The organism is Simplicispira sp. GW247-4R2A (genome assembly GCF_059424465.1).
On record NZ_JBWKZM010000004.1, the window covers coordinates 74980 to 87982 of the forward strand.

The 13003-nt window shown below is 65.3% G+C and carries 11 protein-coding genes; 8 read left to right on the forward strand and 3 right to left on the reverse strand.

Annotated features, from left to right (window positions below):
* Window positions 1–172 precede the first annotated feature (172 nt).
* From AC07ZH_RS04435 to AC07ZH_RS04450, 4 genes are all read left to right on the forward strand, one after another.
* Window positions 173–598 (forward strand): CopG family transcriptional regulator, encoded by a 426-nt coding sequence (locus AC07ZH_RS04435; protein WP_495198720.1) that lies wholly within the window; start codon window positions 173–175, stop codon window positions 596–598.
* Complete coding sequence (locus AC07ZH_RS04440; RefSeq protein ID WP_495198721.1) at window positions 598–1827, forward strand: extracellular catalytic domain type 1 short-chain-length polyhydroxyalkanoate depolymerase; 1230 nt, start codon at window positions 598–600, stop codon at window positions 1825–1827. Before AC07ZH_RS04435 ends, AC07ZH_RS04440 begins: the two co-directional genes overlap by 1 nt.
* A gap of 166 nt (window positions 1828–1993) precedes the next feature.
* Window positions 1994–2347 (forward strand): zinc ribbon domain-containing protein YjdM, encoded by a 354-nt coding sequence (locus AC07ZH_RS04445; protein ID WP_495198722.1) that lies wholly within the window; start codon window positions 1994–1996, stop codon window positions 2345–2347.
* 91 nt (window positions 2348–2438) lie between these two features.
* Entirely contained in the window at window positions 2439–3152 is a 714-nt protein-coding gene (locus AC07ZH_RS04450) for a 3'-5' exonuclease (RefSeq protein ID WP_495198723.1), read from the forward strand.
* Here AC07ZH_RS04450 and AC07ZH_RS04455 read toward each other — a convergent pair.
* A complete protein-coding gene (locus AC07ZH_RS04455; RefSeq protein WP_495198724.1) occupies window positions 3116–3805 on the reverse strand; it encodes a class I SAM-dependent methyltransferase in 690 nt (229 codons plus the stop codon). The two genes, AC07ZH_RS04450 and AC07ZH_RS04455, sit on opposite strands and share 37 nt — an antisense overlap.
* A gap of 437 nt (window positions 3806–4242) precedes the next feature.
* Between AC07ZH_RS04455 and AC07ZH_RS04460 the strand changes: the two genes are divergently transcribed.
* The 3 genes from AC07ZH_RS04460 to AC07ZH_RS04470 all read left to right on the forward strand — a co-directional run bounded on the left by AC07ZH_RS04460 (window position 4243) and on the right by AC07ZH_RS04470 (window position 9677).
* Window positions 4243–4737 carry a C40 family peptidase gene (locus AC07ZH_RS04460; protein ID WP_495198725.1) on the forward strand — a complete coding sequence of 165 codons (495 nt, stop codon included), beginning with the start codon at window positions 4243–4245 and terminating at the stop codon, window positions 4735–4737.
* A gap of 32 nt (window positions 4738–4769) precedes the next feature.
* A complete protein-coding gene (locus AC07ZH_RS04465) occupies window positions 4770–5873 on the forward strand; it encodes a 3-deoxy-7-phosphoheptulonate synthase (RefSeq protein WP_495198726.1) in 1104 nt (367 codons plus the stop codon).
* 126 nt (window positions 5874–5999) lie between these two features.
* On the forward strand, window positions 6000–9677 hold the full coding sequence (locus tag AC07ZH_RS04470) for a bifunctional diguanylate cyclase/phosphodiesterase (protein WP_495198727.1): 3678 nt from the start codon (window positions 6000–6002) through the stop codon (window positions 9675–9677).
* 657 nt (window positions 9678–10334) lie between these two features.
* Here AC07ZH_RS04470 and AC07ZH_RS04475 read toward each other — a convergent pair.
* A complete protein-coding gene (locus tag AC07ZH_RS04475) occupies window positions 10335–10934 on the reverse strand; it encodes an acyloxyacyl hydrolase (protein ID WP_495198728.1) in 600 nt (199 codons plus the stop codon).
* Window positions 10935–11124: 190 nt separating this feature from the next.
* A complete protein-coding gene (locus AC07ZH_RS04480) occupies window positions 11125–11685 on the reverse strand; it encodes a Spy/CpxP family protein refolding chaperone (RefSeq protein ID WP_495198729.1) in 561 nt (186 codons plus the stop codon).
* Between the two features lie 316 nt (window positions 11686–12001).
* Here AC07ZH_RS04480 and AC07ZH_RS04485 point away from each other — a divergent pair, with 316 nt between their 5' ends.
* Window positions 12002–13000 (forward strand): recombination-associated protein RdgC, encoded by a 999-nt coding sequence (locus AC07ZH_RS04485; protein WP_495198730.1) that lies wholly within the window; start codon window positions 12002–12004, stop codon window positions 12998–13000.
* The last annotated feature ends 3 nt before the right edge of the window (window positions 13001–13003 follow it).

Sequence of the window (13003 nt, forward strand, 5' to 3'; positions counted from 1 at the left end):
TTCTCCTCAGCTCTGGCACGCTATGTGAGCGTACTGATGGCCGGCGTACCCCCGTGCCTGGCCCAAGGTTGCAGCCGTGGGGTCAACACAAAGAATTGCGGCTTTGACCACCCCTTCGAAGAAATAGGAATAGACTCCACACACCATCCCATTGGATGGCCAATGGAGTTTCATGAGTCTGATTGCCGCTGCAGCGCCTGTAAAAACACGCGCCCCCGAGACCGAAAAGGTCACCATTAACCTGGGTTTTGTCGACCTGGGCCATATCGATCTGTTGGTGGCCGAAGGTTTTTATGGCAACCGCACCGATTTCATCCGCACCGCCATCCGCAACCAGTTGGCGGCCCAACAGGAGGCCGTGCGCCAGGTGGTGTCGCGCAAGTCGCTGGTGCTGGGCCTGCAACGCCTGACCCGCGCGGAACTGGAGGCCACGCAGCGGGCCGGAGAAAGCCTGGACGTGCGCGTGCTGGGCCTGGCCACCGTGGACGACGACGTCTCGCCCGAACTGGCGCTGGCAACGATTGCCTCAATCACCGTGCTGGGGGCGTTTCATGCCAGCCCAGCCATCAAACTCGCTTTGCGAGGAAGGATTCATTGATGCAGCCATTCTCATTCACCGCCCAAGGCGACCACTTGGCCCCGCAGAGCAATATGTCGGAGGCACTGGCGCTGGTGCGCGCAGGCAAGTTGGATGCGGCCAGTCGGCTGTTGATGGAGCAAATGGGCGCGTCCCGCGCCCCGGCAACGCCACCGCCCGCGCCGCGCCCTTCCTCTCCCTTCAGCGCGAAGTCCGAAGTAGGACGGGCCGCACGCCTCCTGCGCGGCGCCAGCGCAACGGGCGAAATCATCGACGTGCAGGCAAAACCTGCCCCTGCCACGGTGCCCGACGCACCTGCAGCAGCCAGCAGCTCCGGCGGCAAGGCAGCCGGCGACGCGCCCGGCGCCTTCGCGCGCGTGCCGTTTCAACACGGTGGCGCCCAGCACCCCTACTTTCTCTACACGCCCAGTACACCGGCGCCCGCCATGGGCCGACCGCTGGTGCTCATGCTCCACGGCTGCACGCAAGACGCACAGGACTTCGCCCGTGGCACGCGCATGAATGCGGCGGCGGAGGCTGCCGGCGCGCTGGTGCTCTACCCGAGCCAGGCCTCCGGCGCCAACGCCAACGGCTGCTGGAACTGGTTTCGCCCGCAAGACCAACAGGCCGGCGCGGGGGAGCCGGCGCTGCTGCTGGCCATGGTTCGCGACGCCATGGCCAGCCAAGCAGTCGATGCACGGCGCGTCTACGTCGCCGGCCTGTCGGCTGGCGGCGCCATGGCGGCGCTGCTGGCGCGCGAATACCCCGAGGTGTTTGCTGCGGCGGGCGTGCATTCCGGCCTGGTTCCCGGCGCAGCCCAGAACATGATGGGCGCGCTCTCGGCCATGAAAAGCGGCGCCAAGGGTCTGCCTGCAGCCAGCGCAGTCACGCCGGCAAGCACCGTACCGCTCATCGTCTTCCACGGCGAAGCGGACAGCACGGTGCACCCGCGCAATGGCGAGCAGCTTTTGCACCGTGCCGGGGCCGCCGTTGGCGGGCGCGCTCAGCACCGCACCGAGGCCGGCCGCAGCGCCGACGGGCAGCGCTACACCCGCACCGTGCTGCACGACGGCGCAGCGCCGGGCACGGTGCTGGCCGAGCACTGGCTGCTCCATGGCGCCGGCCATGCCTGGTCGGGCGGCGACGCGCGGGGCAGCCACACCAGCGCGCGCGGAGTCGATGCCTCGCGTGAAATGCTGCGGTTTTTTCTGGAGCATCCGCAAGCCATCGGAGGACAGCGCGCCGCCTGAGAGGGCTGGCCGCGCCGTCCTGCCCGAGTCCCAAAGGGATGCATTTTTGATGGCGGCCTGCGCTTTCGGGACGGGCGGTGGGAAAAGCATTGCAACCGGGCGCTGCCGCCTCAGCCACAAGCCGCTGGGACAATAGCGCCCCACCATCACAACACAGGAAGCTCCCATGCCCCACACCGCCCCCGCCTGCCCCCAATGCGGCCAGGAGAACACCTACCCCGATGGCGATCAGTTCATCTGCCCTGACTGCGCCCACGAGTGGCCGCAGTCGGCGGCCAACGGGGAGGACGAGGCCACGGGCGATGGCGTGGTACGGGATGCCAACGGCAACCCGCTGCAAGACGGGGACGCCGTGATTCTGGTGAAGGACCTCAAGGTCAAGGGCTCTTCTTCCACGCTGAAAAAGGGCAGCAAGATCAAGGGCATTCGGCTGGTAGATGGTGCCGATGGCCACAACGTGGACTGCAAGACCGACCTGGGCAGCATGCTGCTCAAGTCCGAGTTTCTCAAGAAGGCTTGATATATTTTTAATAGCTACTAAATCAATACAGACAAGCGCTAGAAGCTATTTTTAATACCAACTCTTACCCTTCCGGCCACCCCACTGCCCAGTGACTTCCCGCATCGCCGTCATCGACTTTGAAACCACCGGCAGTTCGCCCGGCCAGGGTGCGCGCGCGACCGAGGTGGCCATCGTCATCGTCGAGCACGGCGCGGTGGTGGGAAGTTTCCAGAGCCTGATGAACGCCGGGGTCTGGGTGCCGCCTTTCATCACCCAGCTCACCGGCATCACCAACGCCATGGTGGCCGAGGCGCCGCCGGCTGCCGAGGTGATGCGCCAGGCGCATGCCTTTGTCGGCGGCGCGCCCATGGTGGCGCACAACGCGGCATTTGACCGGGGTTTCTGGCGGGCCGAACTGGCGCGCATCGGTTGCGACGCCGAGCACCCGTTTGCCTGCACGGTGCGGCTCTCGCGCCGGCTGTATCCGAACGCACCCAACCACCGGCTGGGCACGCTGGTGGACTACCACCGCATCGAGAGTGCCGGCCCGGCCCACCGGGCGCTGGCCGACGCCAGCGTCACGGCGCAGTTGCTGTTGCGCATGCAGGAGCATTTGCGCCTGCATTGGGGCATTGCCACGTCCGACCACGCCTTCCTGCTGGCCCTGCAGGCCTGCGCCAAGGCGCGGCTGGCGGATTTCCTGGTGCGGCATTCGCGCGGCGCGCAGGAGAACCTTCGCCTCGCCAGCGACTTGAACAGCAAGCTGCTGGCCGAACGCCCAAACGCTCAGGCGCGCACGTACGTCAGCAGCCGTCCTTTGTAGGCGGGGTGGGCGGCCGAGGCCGGGCTGTCCAGCCGCTCCTGCGTGCAGGCAAAGCCCAGCCCCTGCATCTGCCGCGAGAACGCCGCGCGGTTTCCCCGGTCGGGGTCGACGATCCAGATCTCTGACTGCGCGTTCGCATGGCGGCCGATAAAGCCCGCCAGTGCGCTGCTCGCGTCGCGGTCGTACAGCAAATCACTGCCGATCAGCAGGTCGTAGCGGCCCCTCAGCGTGGTGGAATGGGGCGCTGCCGGGCCAGGCTCTGGTGCGTTCCAGGCCCCATGGCGGTACTTCATCGGTGCCAGGGCGTTGAGCCGCAAGTTGGCGCGCAGAAACCGGGACGCCAGTGGATGGCTGTCGCTGGCGGTCATGTCCAGGCCCAGCCGGTGCCCCACGAGGCTTGGCAGGCCCAAGCCGCAGCCCAGTTCGAGCACGCGCTCACCAGGCAGAACTCCGCGCATGGCGAGCCGCTGCGCCAGCCGCGCACCCGAGGGCCAAAGCAGACCAAAAATAGGCCAGGTGGCCGACGAAATGCCAACGCGCAGCGCATGGCCCTGCGGGTCGGAGAACTGCTGGCGGTCGAGCAGGGAGCGAATCTGCAGATCCGCAACCCCCGCGACGGCGATGCACTCCTGCTTGGTGGCATAGCCGGGCATCTTCGCGAACGCACCGCTTCGGGTGCGCGCCTGTGTGAAAGAGGACCATTGTGCGCCTGCGCTGAGCGCGCATAGGGTGCGCATCGCAGCCACTGGTTGGCACCTGCGCATGCGGGCTGGCCAGGCGTTTCAAGGGACATCCTGCAAAACTCTACGCGAGTGGATGTAGTGCGGCTCGGGACGCGATGCTAGGCGCGTTTTGCAGGCAATAGCCGTAGCTATTGGCTGTGAAACGCAACGACGCAGACCGCCAGAGTCCGTGCTATCACACGCCGCGAGAAGTTATGCAGGACGTCCCAAGTCCGGCAGGCATCACCTTCCTACTGGCACCCGGCTGGTACCAGACATTCTGCTTTTCGCAGCACCTGGTGCTATTATGTAGATAGCTGTTCGCGCTTGCTGTTAAAGCGATAAGGCCTGTTTATATGTATATTTTTATGCCATGGACAGGCGCCAGACCGCGGGTCTTGCTGGCTCTGGCGCTGTTGGGCGCACTGCTGCTGGGCGGCTGCAGCACCTCGTCCCCCCTGCGCCACGCGCGCAGCACGCCGTCCACGCTCTCGGGTGACCAGGCCAGCGACATTGCCATTCACGCGCTGGGGCTGGTCGGCACTCCCTACCGCTACGGTGGCAACACGCCCGCAGGCGGTTTTGACTGCAGCGGCCTCATCGGCTACGTGTACCGCAGCGAAGTCGGCACGCCGCCCCCGCGCACCGTGGCCCAGCTCGGCGGCTGGGGGGAAGAGGTGGATGCGCAAGCACTGCGCACCGGCGACCTGGTGCTGTTCGGGCGCGGTCGGCCCACCCATGCCGGCATCTACGTGGGCGCAGGGCGCTTCGTCCACGCACCGTCCACCGGAGGGGAAGTGCGGCTCGACGTTCTGACGGCCGGGTACTGGGCACGGCAGAACCCCGAGTACCGCAGACCCTGAAGCCACCGGCCGAGAGACGCGACAATCGGCGCATGACACACCAGCCGCGCACCCCCGAACCGCTTTCCACCCACGACACCACGCGCATCGACGATACGCGCATCAAAGCCGTGCGCCCCCTCATCACCCCTGCATTGCTGGACGAGTGGCTGCCCGTTCCAGGCGCCGCGCAGGCGCTGGTGGAGGCGAGCCGCGCCGCCATCTCACGCGTGCTGCATGGCCAGGACGACCGTCTCGTGGTGGTGGTGGGGCCCTGCTCCATCCACGACCACGACCAGGCCATGGAATACGCCCGGGCGCTCAAGCAGCAGGCCGATGCCTTGCAGGACGATCTGCTGCTGGTGATGCGCGTGTATTTTGAGAAACCCCGCACCACGGTCGGCTGGAAGGGCTACATCAACGACCCGCACATGGACGGCAGCTTTGCCATCAACGAGGGCCTGGAGATGGCGCGCCAATTGCTGCTGGACGTGCTGGCGCTCGGCCTGCCGGTGGGCACCGAGTTTCTCGATTTGCTCAGCCCGCAGTTCATCAGCGACCTGGTGAGCTGGGGCGCCATTGGCGCGCGCACCACCGAGAGCCAGAGCCACCGCCAGCTCGCCAGCGGCTTGAGCTGCCCGGTGGGTTTCAAGAACGGCACCGACGGCGGCGTGAAGGTGGCCAGCGATGCCATCCTGGCGGCGCAGGCACCCCACGCGTTCATGGGCATGACCAAGATGGGTCAGGCCGCTATTTTCGAGACACGCGGCAATGACGACTGCCACGTGATCCTGCGCGGCGGCAAGCTGCCCAACTACAGCGCCACCGATGTCGAGGCGGCGTGCGCCTTGCTGCGCGCCGCCGGCCTGCGCGAGCAGGTGATGGTGGACGTCTCGCACGCCAACAGCAGCAAGCAGCACCAGCGCCAGATCACGGTGGCGGCCGACGTGGCCTCGCAGGTGGCCGCAGGCGATGCCCGCATCATGGGGCTGATGATCGAGAGCCACCTGGAAGAGGGCCGCCAGGACATCGTTCCCGGGCAGGCACTGCGCCCAGGCGTGTCGGTGACGGACGCCTGCATCAGCCTGGCGCAGACGGCGCCGGTGCTGAACACGCTGGCGGCTGCAGTACGCGCTCGCCGGGCCCGCGCAGCGTAATGCTTGAAAACGATTGCACGGTGTATATTGGAATCAATCTGTAGCAATTTCGTCATGTGAGATCGTTGCGCGACGCGCACCGTGTTTTTGCGCCATAGCGCAGGGGTATTGCACGCCGAGGCATCCATGAGCGCTTCCACCGCCCGTTCTCATCCGGCACCTATTGCGACCGCACAGGACGCAATGGCGGACGAGGCTTTGAAGGCGCTGGCACAGGACGCCCTGCACGAAGCGCGCATGCACGCCGTGCTGGTGGACATTCAACTGCAGCTCTCGTCGCCCAAGCTTAGCGATGGGGAGTTGCAGCAGCGCGCCATCCAGGCGGCGCTCGACGCCACGAATGGCGAAGGAGCCAGTTTCGAACTGCTCGAAGGGGACGGACTGCGCTGCGTCGCTGCTGCAGGCAGGCTTGTGCACCGCACGGGCCAATGGATTCCCTTGGCGGACAGCCCCTCCTGGACAACGCTCGCACTCGGGCAGTCCCTGCATTGCAACGACACGCAGCAGGCTGGCTGGCCATTGGCGCCGGGCCCGCCCGAGACACCGATGCGTTCGGCGCTGGAGGTGCCGCTGCGGCGCGATGACACCGTGGTAGGTGCACTCAAGGTATGGTCCAGCACACCAGAGGCCTTTGCCGAACGCGACCTGGCACACCTGGAAATCCTCAGTGAATCCGTCGGTGCATTGCTCAAGTTGCGCCACGTGGCAGCGCAGCTGCTGGCTTCACAAAAGCAGTACGAAGGCTTGTTCCAGACACACCCGCAGCCGATGTGGGTGTTTGCGCTGGATGACCGCCTGACGCTGCTGGCCGTCAACGAAGCCATGGTTGAGGTCTATGGCTACAGCCGCGAGGAATTGCTGGGCATGGTTCTGCCCGACCTCTGGCCGCCCGGAACGCACGAAATACATCGGCAGGCACTGGCAAGCGAACACGGCGCCAGAAACATCAGCGGCCTGATCCTGCAGCACCGGTGCAAGAACGGCCGCCTGATCGACGTGGAAATTACCTCCCGCGCAACGCAGTTCAATGGCATGGCCGCGCGCCAATCCATGGCCATTGACATCACCGAGCGCCTGACAGCGGAGCGTGAGATTGCCCGCATGGCGCGGGCACGCCATCTGCTGAGCGCCTGCAACGAAGCCATCGTGCGCGCCAGCTCTGAAGCCGAGTTGCTGGAAGCGATCTGCCGCATCACCGTAAAACTGGGCGGCTACCGCATGACCTGGGTCGGCCTGGCACGCGACGATGCGCAAAAGTCCATCGCCTGCGTAGCCAGCGCCGGGGCCGACCACGGCTACCTTGAGGGCCTGTCGCTGTCCTGGGACGAAGAGAGCCCAAACGGTCATGGCCCGGCGGCCGAAACGGTACGCACCGGGCGCACCGTCATCGTGCGCGACGTGCGGGAGGCAACGGGATACGCTGGCCTGGCGCATCGGCTCCATCCACGTGGCTTTCACGGTATGGTGTGCTTGCCGCTCAAGGATGCGGAGCACACCTTTGGCGTGCTGTACCTCTATGCCTCCGAGGTGCTGCAAATCAGCCAGCATGAGAGCGAGCTGCTGGGCGAGCTGGCCAACGATCTGGCCTTTGGCATGCAGAGCCTGCGCGCGCGCCAGGAGCAGCAGCGCATGCAGGCATCGGTACTCAAAGTGGCCGCCTCGGTATCGGCAGCGACCGGGACAGCGTTCTTTGTGCACCTGGTCCGCAACATGGCCGAAGCTCTGGGAGCCGAATCGGCCTGCCTGGGTCGCTTTGTTCCCAGCGCCCACGGAGCGCCCGAGAGCCTGGTCACCCTGGCACTGGTGATCAACGGGGAGCTGGCACCCAACGCCGAATACCTGCTCAGCGGTACGCCCAGCGAGCATCTGGCAACCGAGGCCCAGTTTTGCGTGACGCACGGCTTGCAGGCGCAGTTTCCAACATCTGTCGTGGTGGGCCAAACAGGTGCAGAAGCCTACGCCGGCCAGCAACTGTGCGACAGCGCCGGCACGGTCATCGGCATGCTGTTCGTGCTGTTTCGCCAGCCGCTGCAAAACCCGGCCTTTGTGCAATCGACGCTGCAAATTTTTGCCTCGCGCGCTTCGGCGGAGATCGAACGCCTGGCGTCCGACGCACACATCCGGCGCCAGGCATCGCTGCTCGACCAGGCGCGCGACGCGATCATCGTGCGCGACCTGGCGCACCGCATCACCTTCTGGAACCTGGGGGCAGAGCGCCTCTATGGCTGGTCGCAGGAACAGGCTCTGGGCCAGCCCGTGGACAGGTTGTTGCATCCGGATCACGGCAGCTTTGAGCGCGCCACCCAAGCAGTTCTGGCCCATGGCGAATGGTCGGGGGAGATGGTGCAGCGCCACCACGACGGCCACCCCCTTGAGACCGAAGGGCACTGGACCCTGGTCAAGGGCGAAGACGGATCGGCGAGCAGCATCCTGGCCATCAACACCGACATCCGCGAGCGCAAGGCCACCGAGCGCGAAATTGCACGCCTGGCCTTCTACGACGCACTGACCGGTCTGCCCAACCGCATGCTGCTGATGGACCGCGCGCGCCATGCGCTGGCCAACGCCGCGCGGGTGGACGAAGGCGGGGCGCTGCTGTTCATCGACCTGGACAACTTCAAGACGCTCAACGACACCCTCGGGCACGACAAGGGCGATTTGCTGCTGCAACAGGTTGCGCGCCGCCTGGAAACCTGTGTACGCGGCAGCGACACCGTCGCGCGCCTGGGCGGCGACGAATTTGTCGTCATGCTCGAAGCGCTCAGCAGCGATCCCAGTGCGCTGGCGCTTGACGCGCGCGCAGCGGCAGAAAAAATTCTGGCTACCCTGTCGCAGCCCTACCAGCTTGACGGCTACCACTACCGCACCACGCCGAGTATCGGCATCGCGCCCTTCGGGCAGGGCCATGCGACGGTGGGCGACCTGCTCAAGCAGGCCGACCTGGCCATGTACCAGGCCAAGAGTGGCGGGCGCAACACCCTGCGCTTCTACGACCCGCACATGCAGGCCGTGGTCAGCGCGCGCGCCGAACTTGAATCGGATATGCGCACCGCCTTGGCACAGGGTGAATTCCTCCTGCACTACCAGCCTCAGGTGCGCCACGATGGCCGCTGGCTGGGCGTGGAGGCACTGGCGCGCTGGCAGCATCCGCTGCGCGGCATGGTGCCGCCAGCAGAGTTCATTCCCGTGGCGGAGGAAACCGGCCTCATCCTGACCCTGGGACGCTGGGTCCTGCACACGGCCTGCCAGGTGCTTGCGCGCTGGCAGGCCGAACCGGCGCTGCGCCACCTGACCATGGCGGTGAATGTCAGTTCGCGGCAGTTTCGGAACGTCAACTTCGTCGACGATGTCTCGCGCATGCTGGCGGTCACCGGGGCACCCGCGAGGCGCCTCAAACTCGAATTGACCGAAAGCGTGCTGGTGGACGACGTGGAAGCCACCATCGCCACCATGGAAGCGCTGCGCACCGTCGGCGTTGGCTTCTCGCTGGACGATTTCGGCACCGGCTACTCCAGTCTGAGCTACTTGAAGCGCATGCCCCTGCACCAACTCAAGATCGACCAAAGCTTTGTCCGCGATCTGCTGAGCGACCCCAACGACGCAGCCATCGTGGACACCATCGTCGCGCTCAGTGCCACGCTGGGGCTGGATGTGATCGCGGAAGGGGTAGAGACCCTGGAACAGCGCGAAATGCTGCTCCAGGCCGGCTGCATGGCCTTCCAGGGCTATCTGTTCAGCCGCCCCCTGGACGATAAGGCTTTGTTTGAGCTGCTGCACAGCCCCGTTGTGCAAAAACCCCGGTAATCAGGACGCAGGCCGGCTGCTCGGAGCGCACGGGCCCTTGGGATAGTTTTCTATCTTTCTTCTATTTCATTGGTAGATAGTAGATAGAGGACCGCCGTTTCGGTGGATAAGTGTGCTTTGTGCTTGCCCATCAGATACTTGGACAGGGCCCAGCGCTGTGCAGAAGCCCCGCGGATGGCGCCAGCGCATTGGGGGCAGTTTTCCGATTTGGCCCCAATCTGTGGATAAACGGCCGGTTGCCAGATTTTTATCCACAGGTTTTTCGCCGCACAACGGTTGGTGCGTCGTGCAGCGCCAAGCTTGTTGCGTCTTTGCGGGCGCCTTCATGGCGTGCCGCGCAAGACAAACCACTTTTTCAAACCGCCCCAAAGAACAGCCGCTGCACTGCACGGGGACGAAAACGGGCGCGCATTGTCTGTTCTTCTATGTCTCTCTATTCAAATAGTAGTAGTAGTAGGCAGCGGCCGAATCTGTGGACAAGGCCATTAGGGTGTTTTCGATCAACTACTTACAGACATCACAGCCCTGTGCGCGGAGCCCTGTTGCGCTGCCCTAGAAAACTGAACAACTTTTCAGAAGCGCCATCGTCTGTGGATAACTGCCAGGATATGCGCCTTTGTCACACAGGTTTATCCACAGGCTGGAGAGATGGGTCCGTCAAAAATGCAGGGTGTAGCGCAGTTGAATGAAGTTCGCGCCGGGGTTGGGCTTCTTGATGCCGGCGTTCGAGACATGCTCCAGGCGCAGTTGCAGCGCGTGCTGGCGCTGTTCGCCCAGTTCGACGCCGACGCCCAGGTGGCTGGCGAAATTGAAGCGGGTGCTGAATTTCCGCTCCGGCGTGACGAAGCGGGGGTTGGCCAGCGTGGCACCGACACCGGCATCGACAAACCAGCGCGAGTGCCCGTCGTCTGGAGTGAAGCGAAAGCTGGGGGTAACGCCCAGGACCGTGGTGCCAAAGTCACCGCCTATGCCGCGGGCTGACCAGCGGCTGGCGTAGAAGTCCCAGTAACCCCGTACCTCGGCGCCCCAGAGGCTGCGGCGCCAGTCTTGCCAATCCAGGGTGGCGCCCAGCGTCCAGGCGTCGATGTGGTGGGATGTTTTGGCGGTCTGCAGGTACAGGCCCCAGCGGGGTGCGGCGGGTGCATCCGTTGCGCCGGCTGCTTGTGCGGCTGCGGGCGTGCAACCCAAAAGGGACAAGAGGGCGACGAAACCGAAAAGGGCCCTTGCAGGCCCCTGGCGGTTGGAGGTGTAGGGCATGGCGAAACCTCGATTCCGGATTCCGCCATCGGGCAGGAGCCGTGCTGCGGTGTGGGGTAAGACACCCCAGGACAATCATCCTGGGATGTCTCCCGAGGTTACTGCTGCGCCAACGCCGAATTTGTAGGCCGGAAACGAATCGTTACGCCATCGCGTGCTGGCGCAGCAGCGTGCGCGCGATCAGCCAGGTTCAGCCGGGTTGGCCGCCACCTTGGCGCATGGGGCCGTGGCCATGGCGCCCTTGCATGTGCTGTTGGCGGTTGCCGCCCATGTGTTCGCCCATGTGTTCGCTCATGCGATCAAAGGTCTTTTGCTGCTCGGGCTGCAGTTGGGCGTAGAAGGTTTTGATGGCGTCCGCGCGCGCGTCCATGGCGGCGTCGCGTTGTGCACGCAGGGCGCGCATGCGGTCAATGCGTTCGGGCGTGGTCAGCTTTTGCATGGCTTGGCGGTCCAGGCGGGCGAAGTCGCTGCGCGGCTGCATAGCCTGGGTAAAGCTGGTCCAGGCGCCTTCCTGGGCCGGGGTGATGGCCAGCTTTGCCTTGAGCTGGGCCTGGCGCTCAGCATGTTTTTGCTGCCATTGGTCGCGCTGGGCTTGCCGATTGGCCCGGTAATCGCTCCGCTGGTGCATCTGGACCGCGGGTGCGTCGCTGGCGCCGGCGGGTGCGGCTGGGCTGGTTTGTGCGAGGACGGGCAGGGCCAGCGCGGCGCAGGCGGCGGCGGCAGCAAGGCGGCGGGTGAACGAGAAGGTCATGGAGAATCCTTTCGGGAGGGTTGCAAGGGCGCCGGCACGGTGCCAGCGTTGAGGGCCAGTGTTGCGCTGCCATGTAAGGGCGCCATGCGCACCGCGTGAGTCTGTGTAAAGTTTCTTGGAGTTTCGTGGTGTCCAAAAAGCCATGGATTTCAATGAAAATGGCACATAGCGCTTATTGCTATTGCCTAAGCAGCTATCAATTTTGATAAATGGCGGCTGGCTGCAGATCCGTCGCGCGCGACAATCCTCCTTTTCCCTTTCTCGGCGCGCCGTGCGTTGCTGGCGCGCCGCTGCCAAGTCACCAAAGGATTCCCTCTTGTTCAAGAACCTGATCGTCTACCGTATCGCGCCCGGCTGGCAATGCGATCTCACCCAGTTGGAAGAAGCGCTGGCGCGCGCGCCGTTCCTGGAATGCGGCGCCACCCAAGAGCGTTCGGTTGGCTGGGTGCCGCCGCGCGGCGAGGCACATGGCCTGCTGGCCGAATCGGTGGCGGGCCAGTGGATTTTGCGTTTCATGGCCGAGGCCAAGGTAGTGCCCGGCTCCGTCGTCGCCCGCCGGGTCAAGGAGAAAGCCGATCGCATCGAGCAGGAAACAGGCCGCAAGCCCGGCAAGAAGGAAAGCAAGGAGCTCAAGGATGAAGCCATGCTTGACCTGCTGCCCATGGCGTTCACCAAGCAAGGCTCGATGTGGGTGTGGATCGACCAGGCCGCCCGCACCCTGGTGCTCGACACCGGCAGCCAGGCGCGCGCCGATGAGGTGGTCAGCCTGCTGACCGAGGCGCTGCCCGGCTTTGCGCTGGCCCTGGTGCACACCCACACCAGCCCGCAAGCCGCCATGGCGCACTGGCTGGCCACGCAGGAGCCGCCCGCAGGTTTCAGCGTGGACCGCGAATGCGAACTCAAGTCGGCGGACGAGGCCAAGGCCGTGGTGCGCTATGCCCGCCACCCGCTCGACATCGAGGAGGTGCAGGCCCATATCGCCGCCGGCAAGCTGCCGACGCGCCTGGCGCTGACCTGGGACGAGCGCGTGTCCTTCGTGCTGACCGAGGGCCTGCAGATCAAGAAACTGGCGTTTCTGGATACGGTGTTCGAGGACAAGGCGGCCGACGATGGCGGCTTCGACACCGATGTGGCCATTGCCACCGGCGAAATCTCGCGCCTGCTGCCCGACCTGATCGAGGCGCTGGGCGGCGAGGCGCAGCCGGGCGTGGCGGCACCCGTTTCGGCCCCCATTTCGGCATCTGCTGCGTCCGGCAGCGTGACCGGCCCGGCGACGGCGCCCGTGGATACCGACCCCGACAACGCCCCGTTCTGAGGC